At 35.8% G+C, this 22393-nt stretch carries 10 protein-coding genes; 8 read left to right on the top strand and 2 right to left on the bottom strand.

Translation table 11 applies throughout. The features are described from left to right. Nucleotides 1-26: 26 nt before the first annotated feature. From PQ463_RS09140 to PQ463_RS09125, 4 genes are all read left to right on the top strand, one after another. Complete coding sequence (locus PQ463_RS09140; RefSeq protein ID WP_274257443.1) at nt 27-2957, top strand: triple tyrosine motif-containing protein; 2931 nt, start codon at nt 27-29, stop codon at nt 2955-2957. Nucleotides 2958-3176: 219 nt separating this feature from the next. Continuing rightward, entirely contained in the window at nt 3177-7127 is a 3951-nt protein-coding gene (locus PQ463_RS09135; protein ID WP_274257442.1) for a family 16 glycosylhydrolase, read from the top strand. Between the two features lie 120 nt (nt 7128-7247). Beyond that, entirely contained in the window at nt 7248-9899 is a 2652-nt protein-coding gene (locus PQ463_RS09130) for a beta-1,3-glucanase family protein (RefSeq protein WP_274257440.1), read from the top strand. 177 nt (nt 9900-10076) lie between these two features. Continuing rightward, nucleotides 10077-11702: a glycosyl hydrolase family 18 protein gene (locus tag PQ463_RS09125; RefSeq protein ID WP_274257439.1), complete on the top strand. Its 1626-nt coding sequence runs from the start codon at nt 10077-10079 to the stop codon at nt 11700-11702. Between the two features lie 297 nt (nt 11703-11999). Here the strand turns inward: PQ463_RS09125 and PQ463_RS09120 are convergent, their stop codons facing one another. Next, on the bottom strand, nt 12000-13931 hold the full coding sequence (locus PQ463_RS09120) for a metallophosphoesterase family protein (protein ID WP_274257438.1): 1932 nt from the start codon (nt 13929-13931) through the stop codon (nt 12000-12002). A 157-nt stretch (nt 13932-14088) separates the two neighbouring features. Continuing rightward, complete coding sequence (locus PQ463_RS09115) at nt 14089-15153, bottom strand: phosphatidylinositol-specific phospholipase C1-like protein (protein WP_274257437.1); 1065 nt, start codon at nt 15151-15153, stop codon at nt 14089-14091. A 264-nt stretch (nt 15154-15417) separates the two neighbouring features. Between PQ463_RS09115 and PQ463_RS09110 the strand changes: the two genes are divergently transcribed. The 4 genes from PQ463_RS09110 (at nt 15418) to PQ463_RS09095 (ending at nt 22273) form a co-directional block, all read left to right on the top strand. Then, the gene (locus PQ463_RS09110) at nt 15418-15942 is read left to right on the top strand and encodes an RNA polymerase sigma-70 factor (protein ID WP_274257435.1); all 525 of its coding nucleotides are present in this window, start codon (nt 15418-15420) and stop codon (nt 15940-15942) included. A gap of 280 nt (nt 15943-16222) precedes the next feature. Next, nucleotides 16223-17146 (top strand): FecR family protein, encoded by a 924-nt coding sequence (locus tag PQ463_RS09105; RefSeq protein WP_274257434.1) that lies wholly within the window; start codon nt 16223-16225, stop codon nt 17144-17146. A 70-nt stretch (nt 17147-17216) separates the two neighbouring features. Continuing rightward, complete coding sequence (locus PQ463_RS09100; protein WP_274257432.1) at nt 17217-20498, top strand: SusC/RagA family TonB-linked outer membrane protein; 3282 nt, start codon at nt 17217-17219, stop codon at nt 20496-20498. 5 nt (nt 20499-20503) lie between these two features. Then, nucleotides 20504-22273 carry a RagB/SusD family nutrient uptake outer membrane protein gene (locus PQ463_RS09095; protein WP_274257430.1) on the top strand — a complete coding sequence of 590 codons (1770 nt, stop codon included), beginning with the start codon at nt 20504-20506 and terminating at the stop codon, nt 22271-22273. Nucleotides 22274-22393 lie beyond the last annotated feature (120 nt).

Genomic DNA, 22393 nt, shown 5'->3' with positions numbered 1-22393 from the left:
TGCATTAACCTACAGACTGTAACAAAATGACGAAACTTAAAATCAAGATTTTATTTCTATCACTTTTATTTATTTCTCCAATTATCAATTCTCAAATCAAAAAGATTGGAGTTCCTTTTATAGCCAATTATAGTCCGAAAGATTATAAAGCAGCATCAGAGAATTGGGATGTTTTACAAGATTCTAAAGGTATGATGTTTTTTGCCAATCATTTTGGAATCATGCAATTCGATGGTGTGCGTTGGGGCATTGTGACACAGCCAGAAAACCGCAGTATGGTTCGCTCTATGGCGATTGATCAAAATGATAAAATCTATGTTGGCGCTCAAGGCGATTTTGGCTTTGTGATTCGGCTTCCAAACGGACAGTATCGATATAGTTCTTTCGTAAAAATGCTCCCTAAAGCGGCTCGAAATTTTGGAGATGTGCTTCATACGATCATTCGAAATGGTGAAGTGATTTTTTTCTCCTACGAAAGAATTTTTATCTATAAAAGCAATCAAATAAAAGTTATAAATGCAAAAACTTCTTTTGATGATTTCTTCGAAGTAGGAAAAGAAATTTATGTTTCGGATAATGAAAAAGGCTTACTAAAGCTAAAAGGCAATGCGTTAATCCCTATAGAAAATGGCCAGCAGTTTGTTGGAATGCAGGTTAGAAAGATTTTTCAAACGAAAAAAGACTTTTTATTATTCACTCAAAAAAATGGCCTTTTGGTTTTTGACGGGAGCCAAATTAAACCATTTGTAACAGAAGTAGATCATTTGTTAAAGCAGAATCAGATTTCGGCAGGAATTCAGCTCTCTGATGGATATTTCGGAATTGGAACCCGTCAATCTGGATTGATAGTTATAGATAGTGAGGGTCATTTGATTCAGCATATTGACAAACAAATGGGACTTCAGAATGAGTATGTAACTAATTTTAGAATTGATAAAGAAGAAAATTTATGGGTGACGCTCAAAGGGGGGATTTCATTAGTTCAGATTTCTTCTCCTTTATCTAAAATTATTGATGGTACTAATTCTGAAACCAAAATTTATTGCAGTCAGATTTACCAAAATAAATTATATATCGGTACAGACAACGGTTTATTTTGGCTGAATTGGGAAGCTTATAAAAGCGGAAAAAGAGAAAACGTAAGCTTTCAGCATATTTCTGGAATGTCTGAAATGGTTTGGAATGTGGGTGTTTTTGGAAATTCGTTGCTGGCTTTTGAAAAAAACGGAATATTCGAAATCAGTGGAAATTCCGCGAAAGCGTTAGCCAAGATTGATGGCGCTTGGCAGGGAATTTTAATTCCGAATCATCCTGATTTATTGCTTGTTGGCGGTTATACGGGATTGTATCTCTTGAAGAAAATTAATGGTTCTTGGGTTTTTCAGCATCGAATAAAAGGTTTTGAAGAAAGCAGCAGAATTATGGAAACCGATAAACAAGGAAACATTTGGATTGCGCACGGATACAAAGGAATTTATAAACTCAAATTCAATGCAACATTTGATTCTGTTGTTGATATTCAATTTTATAATGATAAAAATGGTTTTCCTTCTAGTTTGTTTTTGAATACTTTTAAAGTCGATAATCAGATTTTGTTTGGCACAACAAAAGGCGTTTATAGACAGGATGTGTCTTCGAAAAAAATGATTCCAGATCCAGTTTTTAAAAAATATTTGGGGTTAGAAAATCATATTCGATTATTGAAACCAGATCAGCAGAATAATATCTGGTACATTTCTGGCGAAAATACTGGAAAAATGAGCAGACAGAAAAATGGAAGTTTTAAGATTGAAGAACTACCTTTTCGAAAGCTTGGATATTTGTATGTTCCAGGTTTTGAAAATATTCAGACTACAAAAAGCGGTGATGTCTTTTTTGGTACGCAAGAAGGGCTGATTCATTATAGCGCCATTAAAAACAAGAAATATCAAACAAAATATAAAGCTGTTATTTCTGAAGTAAAATGTATTTTTCCGAAAGATAGCTTGTTGTTTTCTAGCCGTTATGATGTTCTGCCAAACAAAACGGGATCTATAAATGATAAACTTTCAATCGTACTTTCATATTCTAATAATGCGCTTCATTTTTCTTTTGCATCGCTTTGTTTTGAAGACGCCGATGCAACGAAGTATGAATATTGGCTGGAAGGTTTCGAACCAACTTGGTCAGATTATAGTCTTCAGACCGAAAAAGAATATACCAATTTGCCTGAAAACGAATATGTTTTTCACGTAAGAGCAAAAAATATTTATGATGTGGTTAGCGAAGAAGCGGTTTTTAGATTTGAAGTTTTGCCACCTTGGTATAGAACTTTTTGGGCTTACTTGTTTTATTTTGCGCTTTATAGTATTGTAATTTATTTAATTGTGAGATATCAGAAATCTGTTGCTGAACGTCAGCGCCGTCAATTAATAGAGAATCAGGAAAAAGAATTGCTTCGAAGCCGTGCAGAACTTAATGAACAGAAACTGACATTGGAACAGAAGAATATGGAGATTGTTCGAGAGAATCTTCAAACGACCATAAATCTTAAAAATGCTAAAGTAGCTTCAAATACGGTCAATTTGATTCATTTAAATGAAATTTTACTTTCAATTAAAGACTTGATAGGACAAATCGATAAGAAAAACGATCCAAATGTAAACTTCAGTCTTCTGACGAAAATCAATAAATTGATTGATCACGAATTGCAAGGAGACAAACATTGGAATGAGTTTGAAGAAATCTTTAATCAGTTGCATGACAATTTTATGCAACGATTAAAATCGACTTATCCAGAATTGACTCCTCGTGATATGCGTTTGTGTGCTTATCTGCGAATGAACTTTAATACAAAAGAAATTGCTCCGCTTTTAGGAATTTCTGTTCGTGGTGTTGAAGATACCCGTTATCGCATTCGAAAAAAATTACAGCTTCCGTCAGATGTGAACATCACCGAATTCATTCTTAATTTTTAATTTTTCTCGTAAAAGTGAAATCTGAAGTGATTTTATGCATTTCATCGATGATTTGTTACATTTCTTCGATAGTACCGTAGTCAAACCGTACTCCAAAATGTAAGTCTAGCCTGATTTTTTAGTTAATATTGCCCTATTGTTGTCGGAAAATAAATCTGTTTTTTAAAAAAGCAGTATTTATTGAAGAAATAACATTTACTAACTAAAACCTATTTAAAAATGAAGGAAAATGACTTTTTTTTCGGCCGACCACCGAAAAGCAATTCTTATTTATTTAAACAATTTTGTGTAGCGGTTTTATTCTTGCTGCTGCCATTTGTCAAAACCCAAGCCCAATGTAACACGCTTGTTTGGTCAGATGAATTTAATGGCACAACAGTAGATTTAACCAAGTGGCAAAGTATTTCAGGAAACGGATGCCCGTCGCTCTGCGGATTTGGAAATGCTGAAGCACAGCGCTACGATCCTAATCAAGCGACAATTGTAAAAGAAGGTGCAAACAGCTATTTGAACATTCAGGCAAAATATGAGCCGAATGCTTCCTTTCCAGATCAGCCGTACGCTTCTTCAAAATTAACAACAGAAGGAAAGTATTCTTTGAAATACGGAAGAGTTGAAGCTCGTATGAAATTATCTAACGGGCAAGGAGCGTGGCCAGCTTTCTGGATGCTTCCTGTTAATGGAAACTGGCCGTATACTGGAGAAATTGATATTATGGAGGCCAAACACAGAAATCCGCAATCTGTAGATGGAACAATTCATTATGATGGAAATGGATATCATTTTACAGGTAGAAGCTATAGTTCTCCAACAGATTTATCTTCAGATTTTCATGTCTATGCAGTAGAATGGGGACCAAATTATATTAAATGGTTTGTTGATGATGTTTTATTTCATACAGCAACGCCAAATACGACAGTTAACGGCGGATGGCCTTTTAACGATAGTCAGTTTTATATCATTTTAAACCTTGCTGTTGGTAGTGCAGGAACGCCTTATACCAGTGTAAATGGAGCTGGAGTAGCGCCAGTTCCGGGTGATTTCCCAGCAAAATTACAAGTCGATTATGTTCGTGTTTACGATGGGAGTTTTAAATATGCGGTAACAGGCGATAACAAAGTGTACCAAAATGAAACTAGTAAAACCTATTCTGTAAATGCAATTGCGGGGGCGACCTACAACTGGACTGTGCCAGCAGGAGCAACAATTGCATCAGGGCAGGGAACAAATTCGATTACTGTAAATTGGGGAACTTCTGGTGGAGATGTTTCTGTAGCTGCTACAGTTTCAGGTTGTAATGTTAATACTTATAAATTGGCGGTTACAACAGAAGCTGCTTTGCCAGTCGAAAAAATACATGAAGATTTTCAAAGCAATCGAAATGTATTGTATCCTGTAAAAACGGGAGTCTTGACAGAAGCCGTTGCGAATCCTTCTGCAACTGGAATTAACACATCGGCTTTGGTAGGGAAATATGTTCGAAATTCAAGCGAATTGTATGATGTTTTGAATATCAGAAACGTAACTATCACTAATGCGAATGATTATGTTTACGGAAGAAAAAGACTTTCGTTTGATATTTATACTTCGGCGCCGGTTGGGACAAAAATTTCAATGCAGCTGGAAAATAGCAACGTAACGACAGCAACCAATTATCCGTCAGGAAGACATAGCGGTTTTAAAGCTACTACAACAGTTCAGAACAAATGGGAAACGATTGAATTTGAATTTGAAAAAGTAATCGATCCAAATACGAGTGCTTTGGCTATCAATAACGTAGTGATTCTTTTTGAATCGAATTCGAATTCGGGAGCGACGTATTATTTTGATAATCTGCTGACAAAAGCAGCACCAGAAAAGCCAATTATTGCAACAGATGTTCTGCAAAATTATGATGGAGCAAATAAAATTATAAAAGGAACTACGACAGGAACATATTCTGTTGTGGCAAATCCGGGTTCTAATTCTGTTAACTCATCTGCAAATGTGGCGAAGTATGTTCGAAATGCATCAGAACAATACGATGTGCTTTTCTTTAATACGCAAACATCGATTGAAGATGCTGGTTTATTTAAAAATCAGACGAATAAAATCATGATCGATGTCTATACAACAGCACCAATTGGTACGGTTGTAAGCATGAATTTTGAAAACAGCGCCACTTCGCTTCCAGCAAATTATCCGACAGGAAGAAATAGTAATTACGTAGCCATTACAACCAAACAAAACCAATGGGAAACATTAACTTTTTACTATAATTCCAGTCCGGATGCTGGAACTTCAAACTTAGCAGTGAACCAAATGGTTTTATTGTTTAATTCTGGATCGTTTACAAATGATACATACTATTTTGATAACATCAGAATTGGCTCAACCAAACTTCCAGATACTTTTACGGCAGGTGTAGTGTATGAAGATTATCAAACGATTCACAATATTACATTTAGAGATGCAATTGGAACTTATACAGCAAACACAGCAAATCCAAATGCAAGCGGAATCAATACTTCTTCTAATGTTGGAAAATACGTTCGTAAATCGATTGAATTGTATGATAATTTTTCATTCAACACGACTCTAAACAACATTGGAGATTTTAAAGCAGGAACAAAAAAATTCGCGATGGATGTTTACACTTCTGCGCCAGTTGGATCAATCATTTCTTGGCAGGCAGAAAGCAGCGCTTCGGTTCCGTCCAATTATCCTGTTGGAAGACACAGTATTTATCAGGGAGTTGTAAAACAAAGCAATGCTTGGCATACTATTACTTTTACGTATGTAAGTACGCCAGATGCTTCGACGCCAGATACTGATGTAAACCGTTTTGTTTTCTTGTTTGAACCAGGAACTAATTCTGGAAACACTTATTATTTTGACAATTTAAGAGCTTTAAATTTAGTGTCTACAGAAACTCCGGCAGGATTGCCTTCGCCTTGGATTAGTACCGATTTAGGTGCAGTTACGCCAGCAGGAGAAGCGACACACTCAAGCGGAACTTATACCGTCAAAGGAGCAGGAAATGATATTTGGGACACAAGTGATCAATTTCAATTTGTGAATCAGCCAATTACGGGAGATGCTGAAATTATTGCTAAAGTAAATTCGTTAACCAACACTAACACTTATGCAAAGGCAGGTGTAATGTTCCGTGAAACACTTACAGCAACTTCAAAACATGCTATGACAGATGCAAGCGCTGCAGCAGGAATTGAATTTTTAACTCGCGATACTACTTCGGGAGCAACGACTGCTACGGTTACAACAGGAGCAGCTCCAAAATGGGTTCGTTTGGTAAGATCTGGAAATGTATTTACTTCTTATGCTTCTGATAACGGAACTACATGGACACAAGTTGGAACACCAAAAACAATTGCAATGGCGAACACAATTTATGTGGGAATGGCAGTTACATCTCACGCTAACGGAACATTAGCAACAGGAGTTTTCAGCGATGTAACGGTTAGAAATATTACAGCGAACCCGAATGTGAATTTAGCTTTAGGAAAAACAGCAACAGCTTCTACAGAAGAAAATGTAACGCTTTCTGCTAGTAAAGCTACAGACGGAGATGGCGCAGCATCAAGATGGGCAAGTTCTTTTGCTAATGCTACAGAATGGATTTATGTTGATTTAGGAAGCAGCTATACTCTTAACCGTGTGGTATTAAAATGGGAGGCAGCTTATGCAACGCAATACAAAGTGCAGTTGTCTGCAGATAATGTTTTTACAGAAAGTGAAACTATCAATACGCAAACAGCAAGCGATGGCGGAACTGATGATTTAGCGGTAAGCGGAACAGGAAGATATCTGCGTATTTTATGTACAGCAAAAGCTTTGGCTCCTTACGGATATTCATTGTATGAAATTGAAGCTTACGGATCTTCATCAACAGCTAGAATGGCTTTGAATGTTGAAGAAGAACCTCAAACGGAAGAAGCTGTTTTTGCAGTCTATCCAAATCCGACGAATAATTATGTTCAAGTTTCATCTCCTGAGAACTTAGACAATAAAGTGATTACCATTTATGACAACACAGGAACTTTGATTTTACAGAACAAACCTCAAGGAAATGAAAGCGTAATTGACGTAAGTAAACTTCGTAGAGGAATTTATATTCTAAACTTCAAATCAGATCAAAAAAACTGGACTAAGAAGCTGATTAAGAAGTAATTTTTAAATCCGTTGGGTGCAATTTAACGAAATGCCAATTGCACCTAACGGATTATTTAGTCATTAATTTGAAAATGGCTTTGGTTTAAAATCTATTTATTAATCCCAAATTATTTAAATATGAAAAAAATTAGACTTCAAAGATTTTCTTTATTGACAGCACTCTTTTTAGTGTTTTCAAGCCTGACGCATGCTCAAGGGCCTGTGCCATTTACAATTAGTAATAATTCCACTTTCGCAGACAGCGATCTTTATGTGGCGATTGTCGGAATTGACTATACCACAGGAAACCATGTTTGGGTAAATGCCAAAACAAGTCAGGTTTTGCCAATGAATGCTTCTTACAATACCGTTACAGGACCAACTTATGGCGGAAATACAGGTCCGGGGCAAAACTCAAAATACGCAGCCTGTTTTACCAAGCTGAGTGAAATTCCAAACAAAACTTTCACTTTACCTTTAATTGCAGGTTGTAGAGTTTTTATTTCTAAAGGCTCTCAATTGTATTTTTACTTTTTCGGTGCCAGCGGTGCGCCCTCGGGATATGCATCGCCAAATCCGCAGAATGCTACAGATCCTAATCAGGGAATTTTGTATGAAATGATCGAATTGACTAATAATCAATACGGTTTCTTCGGAAATCCAACAAGAGTAGATTCATACAAATATCCAATGGGATTGGAGCTGTTAGGCGCAAACGGCTACCAAAAGAAAGTAGGCGATTTGAAAAAACACGCTGATATTGTTGCCGCTTTTAAAGCGAATGTTCCAGCAGAATTTCAAGGTTGTGTAAACGATGCAACGGGAGAAATTACGGCTCCATCTAAAACTCCAGCTTATGCTGAAGGATCAGGGCCATACGCCAATTATTTAAAATCGTATATCGATGCCATTTGGAACAAATACAAAAATGAAGATTTGATCTTTTATGCAGGAGATGCAGGAGTTTTTAAAGGAAGAGTTATTGGAGAACAATTAGAAATGGTGGGACAATCTGGAGCTTTTATTGGAAGAACTGGACGCGTTCAAAACCGACCAACTACGCAAGAAGCTCTTGAAGGAAAAGGTGTTTTGGATAGAAGATTGGTTGATGGAGATTTGGATTTAGTAATTCAGGCACAATTGACAGCCGCAATTAATCGACATGTTGTAAATACTACAACGGCAAATCCAGGACAGCAGAATTGGTACGATGCATCAAAATATTATCAGACAAACCCAACCAATCATTATTCTAAATTTTGGCATTTGCCAGGAATTAATATTGATAATTTGGCTTACGGATTTGCGTATGATGATGTTGCAGATCAATCGCCGTCGCTTCATTCGCCACAGCCAACCAAAGTTATTGCAACATTTGGGGGGTATTACGGACTTACAACGCCTACGGTTCCAGCTACAACAGATGTTATTACAGTTTATAAAGATTGCAATTATACAGGATTTTCAGGAGGCTTGACAATTGGAGATTACAATCTGGCTCGTTTAAATTCTTTAGGAGTTTTAAACGATGATATTTCTTCACTAAAAATTACTCAAGGTTATCAAGCGATTTTATATCAAGATGATAATTTTGGCGGAGCTTCAACAGTAATCAATTCTGATAATTCTTGTTTGAATACGACTTGGAATGATAAAGTGAGTTCGATTAGAATTATTGCAAACGGAACGACAACTTTAGGAAATCAGACTTTCTTTCTTCAAAACAGAAATAGCGGTTTATACATGGACGTTTGGAATTCTAGCATGTCAAATGGAGCAGGAATCAATCAGGGAGCTTTGAATTCTGGAAACAATCAGAAATTTACTTTTACGCATTTAGGCGACGGAATGTATAAAATCATTGCTAATCATAGTGGTATGTCAATGGATATCAATAATTTCAATAAAGCCAATGGTGCAAGAGTAGAACAATATCCATACAATGCAACTACAAATCAGCAGTTTATTTTAGTTTCTACTGGCGATGGTTATTACAAAATTGTTGCTCGTCACAGCGGAAGAATTGTTGAGGTAGCAGGAGCAAGTACGGCTTCTGGCGCAATTGTGCAACAATGGGATAACAACAATCAGACTTGTGGACAATGGAAACTAGTTCCAGCAACATCTTCTCAAACTTCCATTTTAATTCAAGCCGAAGATTATTCAGCCATGAGCGGAATTCAAGTTGAAGCGACTACAGATACTGGCGGAGGATCAAATGTTGGTTACACCGAAACAGGCGATTGGCTGGCGTATAACAGCATTAATTTCCCAACAACAGGTTCTTATTTAATTGAATACCGAGTAGCAAGCGCAGTTACAGGCGGAAGATTATCTGCAGATTTAAATGCTGGAGCCATCGTTTTAGGAAATGTTGATATTCCGAATACAGGAGGATGGCAGAACTGGCAAACGGTTTCGCAAACCGTAAATGTAAATGCGGGTGCATATAATTTCGGAATCTACATTCAGAATACCGGAATGAACATTAACTGGATTAAAATCACAAAAGTGGCAGGAACAGCTAGAATGGTCGCAACTGAAACAGTAGAAGAACCAGAAGAAACGGTTTTAAATGTGTATCCAAGTCCAGTTGAAAACACCCTTTTTGTTACGACAGATCTTTCTGGAGGAACTGCAAAAATTGTGGATTCTCAAACGGGATCTACTGTAGTTTCACAAAAAATCAATAATAATAGTTTTGATGTTTCGCACCTCAGAAAAGGAATCTATTTTATAGTTTTTGAAAAAGACGGCAAACAAACAATCAAGCGATTCATAAAGAAATAGTTTTAAAAAGTGATCTCAGGCTTTAGAGTTTAGATGCTAATTTAGGTAGTGTTAGTTCTACGAAATTAGATTTCAAATTAAATCTAAAATCTAAAGTCTGAAATCTAGAATAAAAAATATACAACTCAAATAACCGTCCCATGTTTACGAGTTTATTAATCTATTAAAACAATTATTATGAAAAACAATTACCGAAGAATGCTGCAGAAATGCATGATTATTTTAATGCTGGGTGTTTTTAATTTTTTGGCAGCCCAAAAGAAAGTTGTCGCTTATGTCCCAAATTGGGTTGATTTAAATGCTTTTTCTAGTACAATTCAGTACAGTAAATTGACGCATATTAATATTGCGTTCGAAAATCCTGATGCCAATGGTTACTTAAGTTTTAATTCAGGAAGTAATGCTATTATCAATGCGGCGCACGCGCAAAACGTAAAAGTTTTTGTATCGCTTGGAGGAGGTTCAGTTTCAGAAGGCGGCGCAATTCGCGACAATTATTTTAATCTGATTACGCCAGCAAACAGAACGGCTTTTATCCAGAAAATCTACGATTATGTGGTGGCTCACAATTTTGATGGAGTAGACGTTGATTTGGAAGGTCCAGCAATTAATGGAGATTACGGCGGATTTGTAATCGCTTTGGCTAATAAATTGCATGCCAATGGAAAATTGATTTCAGCAGCGCTTTCAGAAGGATATGGTGGTGCCAATGTACCTTCATCTACTTTTGCGGCTTACGACTGGATCAATATCATGGCTTATGATGCAACAGGGCCTTGGGCGCCAAACAATCCGGGTCAGCATTCTCCTTATAGCATGGCAGTAAATCAGTTTAATTATTGGACAGGAAGAGGATTGCCTGCTAGCAAAGCTATTATCGGACTTCCGTTTTATGGTTACGGTTTTGGAGCTTCTGCCAATCAGGGAATTTCTTATGCTAATATCGTAGCACAATATCCAGGAGCTGAAAACTTGGATCAGGTTGGAAATACAATTTATTATAACGGAATTCCAACCATTAAGCAAAAAACAACTTTTGCGATTCAGAATGCGGGAGGAGTTATGATTTGGGAATTGTCTCAGGATGCAACAGGAACTAAATCATTGTTGAATGCCATTAATCAGGTAATTACAGGAAGTAACCCTCCTGCAACTGGAACTACAATTCAGGCCGAAAATTACAATACAATGAGCGGTGTTCAAACCGAAGCAACGACCGATACAGGCGGTGGCTTAAACGTTGGATATTGTGATACAGGCGACTGGATGGCGTATTACAATATTAATTTCCCAACATCTGGAGCTTATGTAATTGAATACCGCGTGGCAAGTGCTGTTAACGGTGCCAGAATTTCTTCTGATTTAAATGCTGGAGCAATTCAACTTGGAGCTGTTAATGTGCCTAATACGGGAGGATGGCAGAATTGGCAAACGATTTCTCAGACGGTAAACGTAAATGCAGGAACGTACAATTTCGGAATTTACATTCAGGCTTCTGGTGCCAATATAAACTGGTTTAAAATTACTAAATCGGGTTCAACGGCAAGAGCAGCTGCACCAACTACAGAACAATCCATAGCAAGTTTGGAAGTTTATCCAAATCCAACCGAAAGTCAGCTTTACTTTAGCACAGAGGTTTCTGGCGGGAATGTAAATGTCATCAACACAGAAGGCGGCGCAACTGTTTTTTCTCAAACTGTAAACAATAACAGTATTGATGTTTCAACTTTAAAAACAGGAATTTATCTTATTTCGGTGGAAAAAAACGGAATAAAAACGGTAAGACGTTTTATTAAAAAATAATACTAACCCATTTGCCATAATGGTTTTAGATACATTAAATTTTAGGTTTTAATGTGATGAAAAGGTTGTCATTTTTTTGACGACCTTTTTTTTGTAGCGCAGAGTTCACAAAGGTTTTTCGCAAAGTTCGCTAAGGTTTTTTTAAGCTAAATTTTATAAAATAAAAAAGTTCACAAAGTTAAATTCATAAATCTTTGCGAACTTTGATTTGTAAAATCTTACTCAAAATACTCAGCGAACTTTGCGAAAAACCTTTGCGCTCTTTGCGTTAAAAAATGCATCTTGTACAGAAAAAAATCATTTCACGCTCTTAATCGTACCATTTTTCAAATTAACTGTAAAATGATCTGCTGGGACTTCATGCATAAATTTATTGAAGATGATAAGAAATAATTTCATTTGTTTCTGAAGCGCAGTGTCTTTCGAAAGATCAGCTTTAGAACCTTCTAAAAATAAATTTGACAAAACTTTGTATTCTTTTGCTCTTTGAATTCCAACATCGGCTAAAGCCAATTCATCTGCACTTCTAAAACGATAAAAATCTACCAGAAGATCATAACCAGACCAAGTGAAATTGTCTTTTTTGAGATTGTTCTGAGTTAAATTTTTTTCTGATTTAGCTTCGGCTTCATTCCATTCTTTCTGAAATTGATCTTTATTTTTAAGAATAAAATCAAAATCTTGATCTGATTGCATATTGGCTAAAACTAGTAAATCTTTCGCCGAAACATTCAATATAAAATCTTTGAAAGCAGAAGGCCAATCGTCTTTCAAGAATCGAAGTCGAACCAATTCTTTCAAATGAAAATCGGTAAAATCGTGATAGTTTTTCATTTTTAAAATATCAATATTCCAAATGTCTTGAGCATGCTGACTTTCTAGAAACTGATATTCCATTTTATACAAATCAAAAAGTTCGTTGTATCTCGGAACATCATCAATAGTAATGGTTTGAATATCTACAAGGTTATCTTTTTTGAAAGTCAATAGTTTGTAAGCTGGAATATAAGCCGCAAGCGATGGCGTTTGAATATTAACCAAAGTGTTTCCTTTTGCAGAAGTTCTAACTCCTGTGTCGTTGATGTGCATATGTCCGCCAAAATGAATTTTTAATCCTGCATCTGCAAAAACTTGTGCGACTTCTTCAACAGGAACACGGTTTAACTGCCATTTGTTAGGACCGAGCAATTCTTTTATTTCTGCGGAAGCGTCATCATTAAAATCAATCATAGGGAAATGACTGAAAGTGATTAAAGTTTTTCCTTGTTTTTTGGCTTCCGCCGAAATAGTTTCAACCCATTTTATGAGATGTTTTTTGTTCGAAAGCACGTTGTTATAACCTGTACTGGCTTCGCTGTAATTCTTAGAATCTTTTTCAGCAGAAGCATTTTTTTTCGGTATATAGACATTTCCGTCAATAGCCATCAGCCAAAGTCCGTCTATAGGTTCTACGACATAGCTAACGTCAGGGACTTCATAGCCTGACGCTACTTCGTATACGCGATTTGCCAATTTTGCACTTTCTAAAGCTTTTTCGAATGTATAATTTTCGCTTGAATAAGTAGAAAATGGAGTTGCCCAGAATTTGTATTTTTTATTCGGATGAAAACCAAAATCATGAAGTTGCTCTGTAATTCCTAAATAACCCATTTTAGCAATATCGGCCGTGACAACTACAGGCTGTTCGATGTTTAGATTTGGCTTATAAAGACCGTCTTTGCTAAAAATGGGCTGACTTTTACCATCTTTTCCTAAAAAATCTTCTTTTCCTGATTCTTGAGCAAAAGGGCCAACTGGATCATGGTTTCCAGTTGTAATGAAGAATTCTATTCCGTATTTTTTGGTGTATTGTTCTAATATTGAGGCTAATCCGCGAACGTGAATTGGCTGGCCATCATCTGTATAATCTCCTGGAAGTGCTACATATTTGATTTTTCGCTTTGCGATATCTTCTAAAGCGGCAATGAATGCAAAATAATTTTCATTGAAAATTCTGGTAGAATGTAGCTGAGACGACATGGTTCGCACCAAAACATATTCTCCCGTTTTCGGATTTAGAACGCCTTTGTAATCAGAGTCTGAAAGCTTGCCGAATAAGTCTTGTAAATGCACATCTGATAGAAATGCAATCTGCGTTCCGTTGAGGTTTTTTACTTTTTGTGCTGATGCTGTATTATTGAAGAAAACTAGGAGCACTAATATGTATAATATTGTATATCTTGAATTCATAGGTTTTGTTTTTTTACCGCAAAGAACGCAAAGGTTTCTCGGAGAGAACGCAAAGATTTTAAGTATGATTTATAAAATAAATAAGTTCACAAAGCTTTGCGAACTTTGCGTATCCCGATAGCTATCGGGATTGCGCCCTTTGCGGTTAAGAAAAAAATTAAGGCACTGTAATAGGATTATTTCTAACATAACTTCCGTCATCATATTTAATCTGATATGGCGAATTAAAGAACGTACTTGGCAGATAATAATCGGTTGTAATGATTTGTGCACCTGATTTTTTAGCAACTTCAAAATGAGAATAATCATTGGCGCGCGCTTCTTTGGTATCAGAATCGGCTCTTGTTCTTATTAAATATCCTTTTTTAACCAAATCTTCTATTTGTGGATCTTCAGAATTGTTTCTAAATAAAGCTGCAGCTTCAGGTTTTCCTGGTTCGGCGTTAATAAAAACGGCGCGTCCCTTAAGGGACGGATGATTCAATGCGTACAAATCTCTTTTTGCGCCGTTGTTATCTAATAAGAATAAGAATCGTCCTTTAGCTTCTTTTAAAGTCGGCCAATTGTTATTTAAAATCGCTTCTTCGAGTGTTTTATATTTCCCGCGAACCATGTCTGGCGTAATGAGTTTATCTTTTCCTAATTCTTTACGGATTACTTTGTCCATTTCGTCAAAAACAGCAACAGTAAAATCTTCTGGTTTTGTTCCGAAGAAATTGGCATCGCCATCTTTTGGTTCTAAAGTGATGAAAACAGGAACATGATTCGGATTGGCGTCAGACCATTTTTTTAATTCCTGAAGACAGATTTCGAAAGTGTAGCAAGAAGTCCTAAAATCGATATCTGGCATGTGAAAAACCTTAAACCCCGGTTTTTTCATTAATCCGTTTGGGTCGTAAGCTTCTTCAGATTTTGCAATGTCCAAACCTTTTGGGTGTGCATATTTTCCGCCTTTCGCGTCAGCAAAAATGTCAATTTCAAGATTGCGCAAACCTTTATTCAATTGATCAGTAATGCTAATGTGAGTGTATTGTAAACCTTTAAGCGAACGAGAAGTATCTCTAGCTTGAATAAGATTATATAAGTCGGTTTCGATCGCGTGACGATAGCTGTTATGTGATCCGATAACCTGAATTTGGTTAATTTTCAGATTGTCGTTTTGTGCTTGAACGCTAAAATTTATAGCGCTGGCAAATAATAATGTGAACAAAAATGGTTTCATGATTCTAAAATGTAATTAATGTTTGACTGGGGACGCATCAAAAGAAAATTGCATTTTTTGAAAGGGACTAAGTTAAAATCTGCGGTTGGTTTCTATGTTAGATTAAAAAAAAGAAATCGCAAAGACATTTCTATTTCTATCTTGAAAAAGTAGTATTAATACAACAAACGTGTTTATTTATTAATTTAAAGATAACCTTGACGCAAAAAGCATTGGCTTTTCATTTCCTTATTTTACGATAGTATAAAGCCCTGTAATTGCCGTATGAATAATCCTGAAATTTTTGAACTAACGTATAAACAATATTGGAAAAAGCTTAATGCCTTTTCTTATACGATGACTCAGGACAAAGACTTGGCGCAGAACATTGTTCAGGATGTTTTTGTGGATTTATGGGAAAGAAAAGAAGAACTGAATATTAATGCGATTGAACCTTTTTTGTTTCGCGCGGTTAAGAATCAGGTTTTCAAACATTACCAGAACAATCGTTTTGATAAGACGATTTTAGAAGAAAAATTCGAAGACTACATTATCGACAATTTTTCGACAATAGATCCAGAAGTGATGGATCTGCTTTATTCTCTATTAGACAAACTTCCAGAAAAAAGAAAAGAGGTTTTGTTGATGTATAAATTTCAAGACATGACAATCGACCAGATTGCTGAGGAACTTGGAATTTCTAAACAAACCGTAAAAAATCAGATTTCATCAGCTGTAAAACAACTTCGAGAAGGCTTAAAAGACTTGGCTTGGCTAGCTCCTTTCATTATTTTCAATCAAAAATTTTAAGATAACTTTCGCTTGATGTTTTCATAATATTTGGCGATAGTACGATTTCGTGATTCTGGTACTTATATAAAACAATAGTCTGTTAAGTGTAATTAGCAATTTTTGTTTTAACACATAGAAACATAGATTTTTCTTTTCAAAAAAGATAATTAAAAAAACTAGTTTTTACACATAGCCATACAACTATGATTATTTAAACTAGTGAAACGCCTTTAGCAAGCACTGAAAAACTATGATTCTATGTGTTGAAAAATTACACTAAGAGGCGGTAATAAGTATTATGATAAAAAGAATCAAACATAGTTTAGAATTTCTGCTGGATAAAAGTTCGCGAGGAAAGACTTCATCGGCAGAAGAAAATTTATTACATGATTTTGCTTTCAGCGAATATCAAAATTCAAAATGGGATAATGATTTTATGGGAAACCCTGAAATCGAATCTCAAAACATATATGACGAAATTCAGTTAAGAATAGGAAAGAAGAGATCTTTCCGTCCTTATTTAAAATATATAGCTGCTGCCAGCATTCTTTTTCTGCTTGGTTTAGGATTTTTCTTGAGACCAAATGTTTTAAACCAAAAACAAATCACATTTAAAACGTCATCGATTCCCAAATCTATCCAATTAAGTGACGGTTCGAAAATTTATCTGGCAGCAAATTCATCATTTCAGTATCCTGAAAAATTTAACGGTGATCAAAGAACGGTTTCTTTACTAAAAGGAAACGCGTTTTTTGAAGTTGCCAAAGACAAACAGCACCCTTTTATTATTCATTCTGGCGAAATAAAAACCAGAGTTGTAGGAACTTCTTTCCACATTCAATTATCAAAATTAAACTGTAAGGTAATTGTGGTAACTGGAAAAGTAAATGTTTCTGGAAAAGGGCAGAGTGTTGATTTAGTGCCAAACCAAGAAGCTTTATTTGAGTCTCAAAAATTGACGAAGCAAATGGCTGATAAAGCTTTTTTGGTGAATTGGTATAATCAAGATGTAACATTAGATCAAACTACTTTAAAACAAGTAATTGCCATTTTACAATATAAATACGGAGTTTCATTTGAGTATGATAATAAGCACGTATTAGCAACGCCGTTAACGGTATTCATTAAGAAGGACGCGACATTAGAAAATGTTTTGGAACAAATAAATTATATCACAAACCTAAAATTCAAAGTTTATGGCGAAATAGTAAAAGTGGATTAAAAACAAAAAAAGCAGTTGCGGGAACAACTGCTATTAATAATTAAGCATCGTAAAAACAATTACTTAAATCATGTATTTTAAACCTTCTTATTTAAATCTAAAGAGTTTTGTCTTTTTAGTTCTAGCTTTACTTGCCTTTCAGAGCGGTTATAGTAAAACTTTATTAAAAGAGTCAAAAGTAGCAAATAAAATAGAAAAAGCTACCCTTGTTTCTATTTTTTCAAAATTAACACAGCAGACCGATTACAAATTCAGCTACGGACAAGCTGTAATTGCTGATAATACAGCTTATGCAGTAAATTATAGCAGTGAGTCTATTACGGCAATTTTGAATGATCTTTCTAAAAAAGCCAATTTCAATTATAACATTAATGGGAAATTAATTTTAATTCAAAAAACGGCTGCGCCAAAAACAGTAAATACTAAAGCTGTTGACAGAATTAAAGTAAAAGGAAAAGTGGTTGACGAAAATAAACTGCCAATTCCGGGTGCGACAATTGCAGAAACAAGTTCGTCAAATTCAACGGTAACTAATTTCGATGGAGAATTTGAAATTACAGTTGGAGAAGGAAAAACGCTTGACATTTCTTATATGGGTTATAAGACTAAAACAGTTGCCGTACAAACTGGTTTTATGACGATTCAATTGGACCCAAATACAGCAGAATTAAATGAAGTTTTGGTTGTTGGTTACGGAAAACAATCTAAAAAAGATGTTACTGGTGCGGTTACGCAATTGGAAGCAGCAAACTTCAAACAAGGTGTAAACGTTTCTGTAGATAATTTAATGCAAGGAAAAGTGGCTGGTGTTCGTGTTGTAAATACAAGCGGTGAACCAGGAGCGGGAGTAAATGTAACCATTCGTGGAGTTGGATCTATCAGAAGCGGAAGTACGCCTTTGTTTGTTGTAGACGGTGTGCCGTTGTCAAATGATGATGTGAGTCCATCGGGAAGTAATGTTGGTTTCGGAACTTCATCGGCTAAAAATCCGTTGAACTTTTTGAATACAAGCGATATCGAATCGATTACGGTTCTGAAAGATGCATCGGCTTCTGCGATTTATGGAGCGAGAGGATCTAACGGAGTGGTTTTGGTAACTACTAAAAAAGGTTCTAAAGGCGAAGGAACATTAACTTTTGATACTTATACAGGAGTTGCAACTGTGGCTAATAAACTAGATGTTTTAAGTGCTGGCGAATACAGAAATGCAATTAAAGATAAAGCATTTGATCACGGAGGAAATACAGATTGGCAAGATGTAATTTACAGAACAGCTATTACGACAAACAATTCGCTTTCTTTTTCTAAACAGACAGAATCTGGAAATTATTATGCTTCGATTGCTCAAATGGATCAGGAAGGTGTGGTTCGAAACAGTAACTTCAAACGTCTTTCTGGAAGAATCAACGCTGCTGAATCATTTTTGGATAACAAACGTTTGAAAGTAAAAATGAATCTTACGGCGAGTGAAACTAAAGATGACGGAGTTCCAACAAGTGATGACGGTGGTTCAAACGGACAATTGATCGTACATACTTTAATGGCAAATCCAACGCGTTCTGTTTTTGATGCAAATGGAAATTATACCAACTTCAATATGAATGCGCATTATAATCCAGCTTATTTATTGAGCATTTACCAAGATCAAACTAGAACGTTGAGAGTTTTAGGGAACTTAGAGGCTTCTCTTAGAATTATTGACGGATTAGAATACAAATTGAACATTGGTGTCGATCGTTCGATGGCGGAAAGAAATACGACGATTTTTCCAAACTTAACCGATTTGAATCCGAAAGGGAAATATGTTCAGAATAATTTAGATTCTAAAAACTCTTTGGTTGAGCATTATCTAACGTACAATTTGAATTTAAATAAACATAAAATTGAAGCTTTAGGCGGTTTCTCATACCAAAAGTTTGAAAGATCAGGAACAAGTTTCAGTATTGATGGAATCGCAAATCAAGGTGAGGGTGTTCCGCCTTCAATAAATCCTGGATTTAAAGGAACACAATCTGGAACGACAGGTTATGCGCAGGAAAACGAATTGCAGTCTTATTTTGGAAGGTTGAATTATAGTTTCGATAATAGATATCTTCTAACAGCTTCTATGAGGGGTGACGGATCGACTCGTTTTGGTAAAAACAATAAATACGGTTATTTCCCATCATTTGCTTTAGGATGGAATATTGCAAATGAAAGTTTCTTAAAAGATTCTTCTACTTTAAATAATTTAAAACTAAGAGCAAGCTGGGGACAGACAGGAAACCAAGAAGTTGAAAATAAAATTACGCAAGCAAGCTACTCTTTGTCTGGTGCTGATGGATATTATTTATACGATGATTTAAATCTAGTGAACGGAGTTTCGGTAAACAGAACACCAAATCCTGATTTGAAATGGGAAGTTGTAACGCAATACAACGTTGGTTTAGATTTCAATTTATGGAATGATAAATTGTACGGAACATTAGATTATTTCAACAAAACAACAACAGATGCGATTTTAAATGTTCCTTCTCAAGCTTTGAGTCCAACAACTACAATTTGGACGAATATTGACGGTAAAATCATCAATAAAGGAATCGAGTTTATGTTAGGTTCAAAAATAGTGGACACTAAAAATTTCTCTTGGAATATTGACATGAATGGCGCAACGCTTCATAATAAAATTGAAGATCTTCCGGTTTCAGAAATTTTGACAGGAACAATTTCAGGTCCAGGACAATCTGGAGTAAATGCTAATATCTACAAAAGCGGTTATGCAGCAGGATCATTCTATTTGTTAGAACATATTGGTTTTGATGCAAATGGAGCAAACATCTTTAAAGATCAAAACGGAGACGGTAAAATTGATAATAGCGACAGAATCATTATTGAAGGAGCTTTACCAACTTTTTATTACGGATTTAATAGTGATATGAGATACAAAAACTTTACGTTCTCATTTTCTATCATCGGGCAAACGGGAGGTTATTTACTGAATAATACTGGTTTAAATGCATTAAATATCAACAACCTTGCATCTGATCGTAATGTAGCAACAGGTTATTATGAGTCTGGAGCAAATCCTGCCAACTCTCCAATCTTGTCTACTTTATTCTTAGAGAAATCAGATTTTATCAGATTGAATACAGCTCGTATTGGTTACAATTTTGATTTAAAAGGTTTAAACTGGATCAATGGATTAACACTTTATGTTACAGGCCAGAACTTAATTACGATTACAAATTACACAGGTTACGATCCGTTAATCAACAGTCCGAAATCTAACGGAGGAAATCAATCTATCGGTATCGATTATGCAAGTTATCCAACTTCTAGAACATTCAGTTTTGGAGCAACTTTAAAACTATAATTATTATGAAGACAAATACAATTTTTAATATTAAAACATTAGCGATATTTTCTTTTATATGGCTTTTTGCAAGCTGTACAAATCTTGACGAAGTGGTGCTGGATGAGGTTTTAGGAGAAGATGCTTCAAACCCAGCTGGAGCTTTGGCAGCGGCTTACGATCGTTTAGGAGATGGAACTTTTGTAGATCACGGCGGTATTTTCTCTTTACAGGAATACACAACAGACGAAGCTATTTTGCCAACTCGCGGAAGTGACTGGGGAGATGGCGGAAAATGGAGAGACATGCATGAGTTTACATGGAAATCTGATAACGCTGTTGTGGTGGACAACTGGAATAAATTGACAAACGGAATTACGCGTTCTTTAACTGCAATTCAATCAGTTGAAGAAAGTTCAATTCCGGAGAAGAAATTGTTTTTAGCGGAAGCAAAAGGACTTTTAGCGTATTATTTATACACAACACTAGATTTGTACGGACAAGCGCCTTACAGAGATCCGATGAATCCGAATGCTCCATTGCAGATTTTAAAAGCCGATACGCAAATCGATCAATTGATAAAAGATGTTGAAGCTTTACTGCCAGATTTAGCAGAAATGGGAACACAGCAAACGCATCATGGAAGATTTACAAAAGAAGCGGCTTATGGATTCTTGGCACAGATGTATTTGAATCGTGCTGTTTTTAAGGATCGTTTCAATGCATCTTCAAGCTTTAATTTTACTGAAGCTGCTGCAACGGGTACAGGAACAGATATGGATCGTGTAATTTATTATACTTCATTGCTGATTGATTCTGGAAAATATACTTTAGAAAGCGATTATTTCAAAAACTTTGCAAGAGACAATGACAAAGGAAAAGAATTGATTTTTGCTATTTCTCAGAAGATTGATTACATCAGAAACGGTTCAAACAGTTTTGCTTATGTATGTATGGAGCGTAACCAAAGAACATCTGCAGCCAATAGAGGAACAAATGCCGCTTGTACCACTCCTGAGTTTTTTGCAACATGGGATGGAAATCACGATGACCCAAGATTTCAGCAAAAATATCAGTACTCTGACGGAACTTGGTTTAAAAATGACGGTACAGATGTAAGTGTTCCAGCGACAGATATTGTTCCGAAAAGCGCTAATTTACCTTGGTTCCATTTTAATAGAGGAATTGAATTTGGACCTCAATACGGACCAATCTTATTATCATCTGGTTCATTAGAAATGGTTAACGGACGTATTAAAGTTTCTCCGTTATACATGGAAAAAAGCACAACTACGAGAATGGATTTTACGCCTTCTTTAACCTTTAAAAATCCAGCTCAGGCAGTTTTTGCTCAAAACGAAATTAATCAGGGAGCGCGTATTTTTAAGTATGAATTTGACCCAGAAGGAGGAAACGGAAACAGCAATGTTGATATTCCGTTATATCGTTTAGGGGGAATTTATACGATGAGAGCTGAAGCTTATTTCAGAAAAGGAAATACTGCTCAAGCAATGGAAGATTTGAACAAATTGCGTACCAGCAGAAAAAGAGAATCATTATTCGGAAGCGCGCCAGGTAAAGCTTTGACGGCAATTGATCAGACTGTTTTATATAACGAAATTGGTTTCGAATTATACTGGGAATTATACAGAAGACCACAAATGATTCGTTTCGGGAAATTTGATCTTCCAGGAACCGCAAAAGCTGCTTCACAACCATACAGAAGAGTTTTCCCAATTCCACAGTCGACCATTGACGTGACTAAGGAATTCAAACAAAACCAAGGGTACAATTAAGCTTGTGTGTTAGTTTTTTTTTATTTTTTTCAAAAAGCCTGTTTTCAAAAAAAGCAGGCTTTTTTTGAGATGCTAAGATTCTAAGTTTTTTCTGTGCTGTAGAGATGCACTGCAGTGCAT

This window comes from Flavobacterium sp. KACC 22763 (genome assembly GCF_028736155.1).
GTDB lineage: Bacteria > Bacteroidota > Bacteroidia > Flavobacteriales > Flavobacteriaceae > Flavobacterium.
The sequence above is the reverse complement of the archived record's forward strand: the minus strand, read 5'-3'. Positions and strand labels throughout refer to the sequence as shown.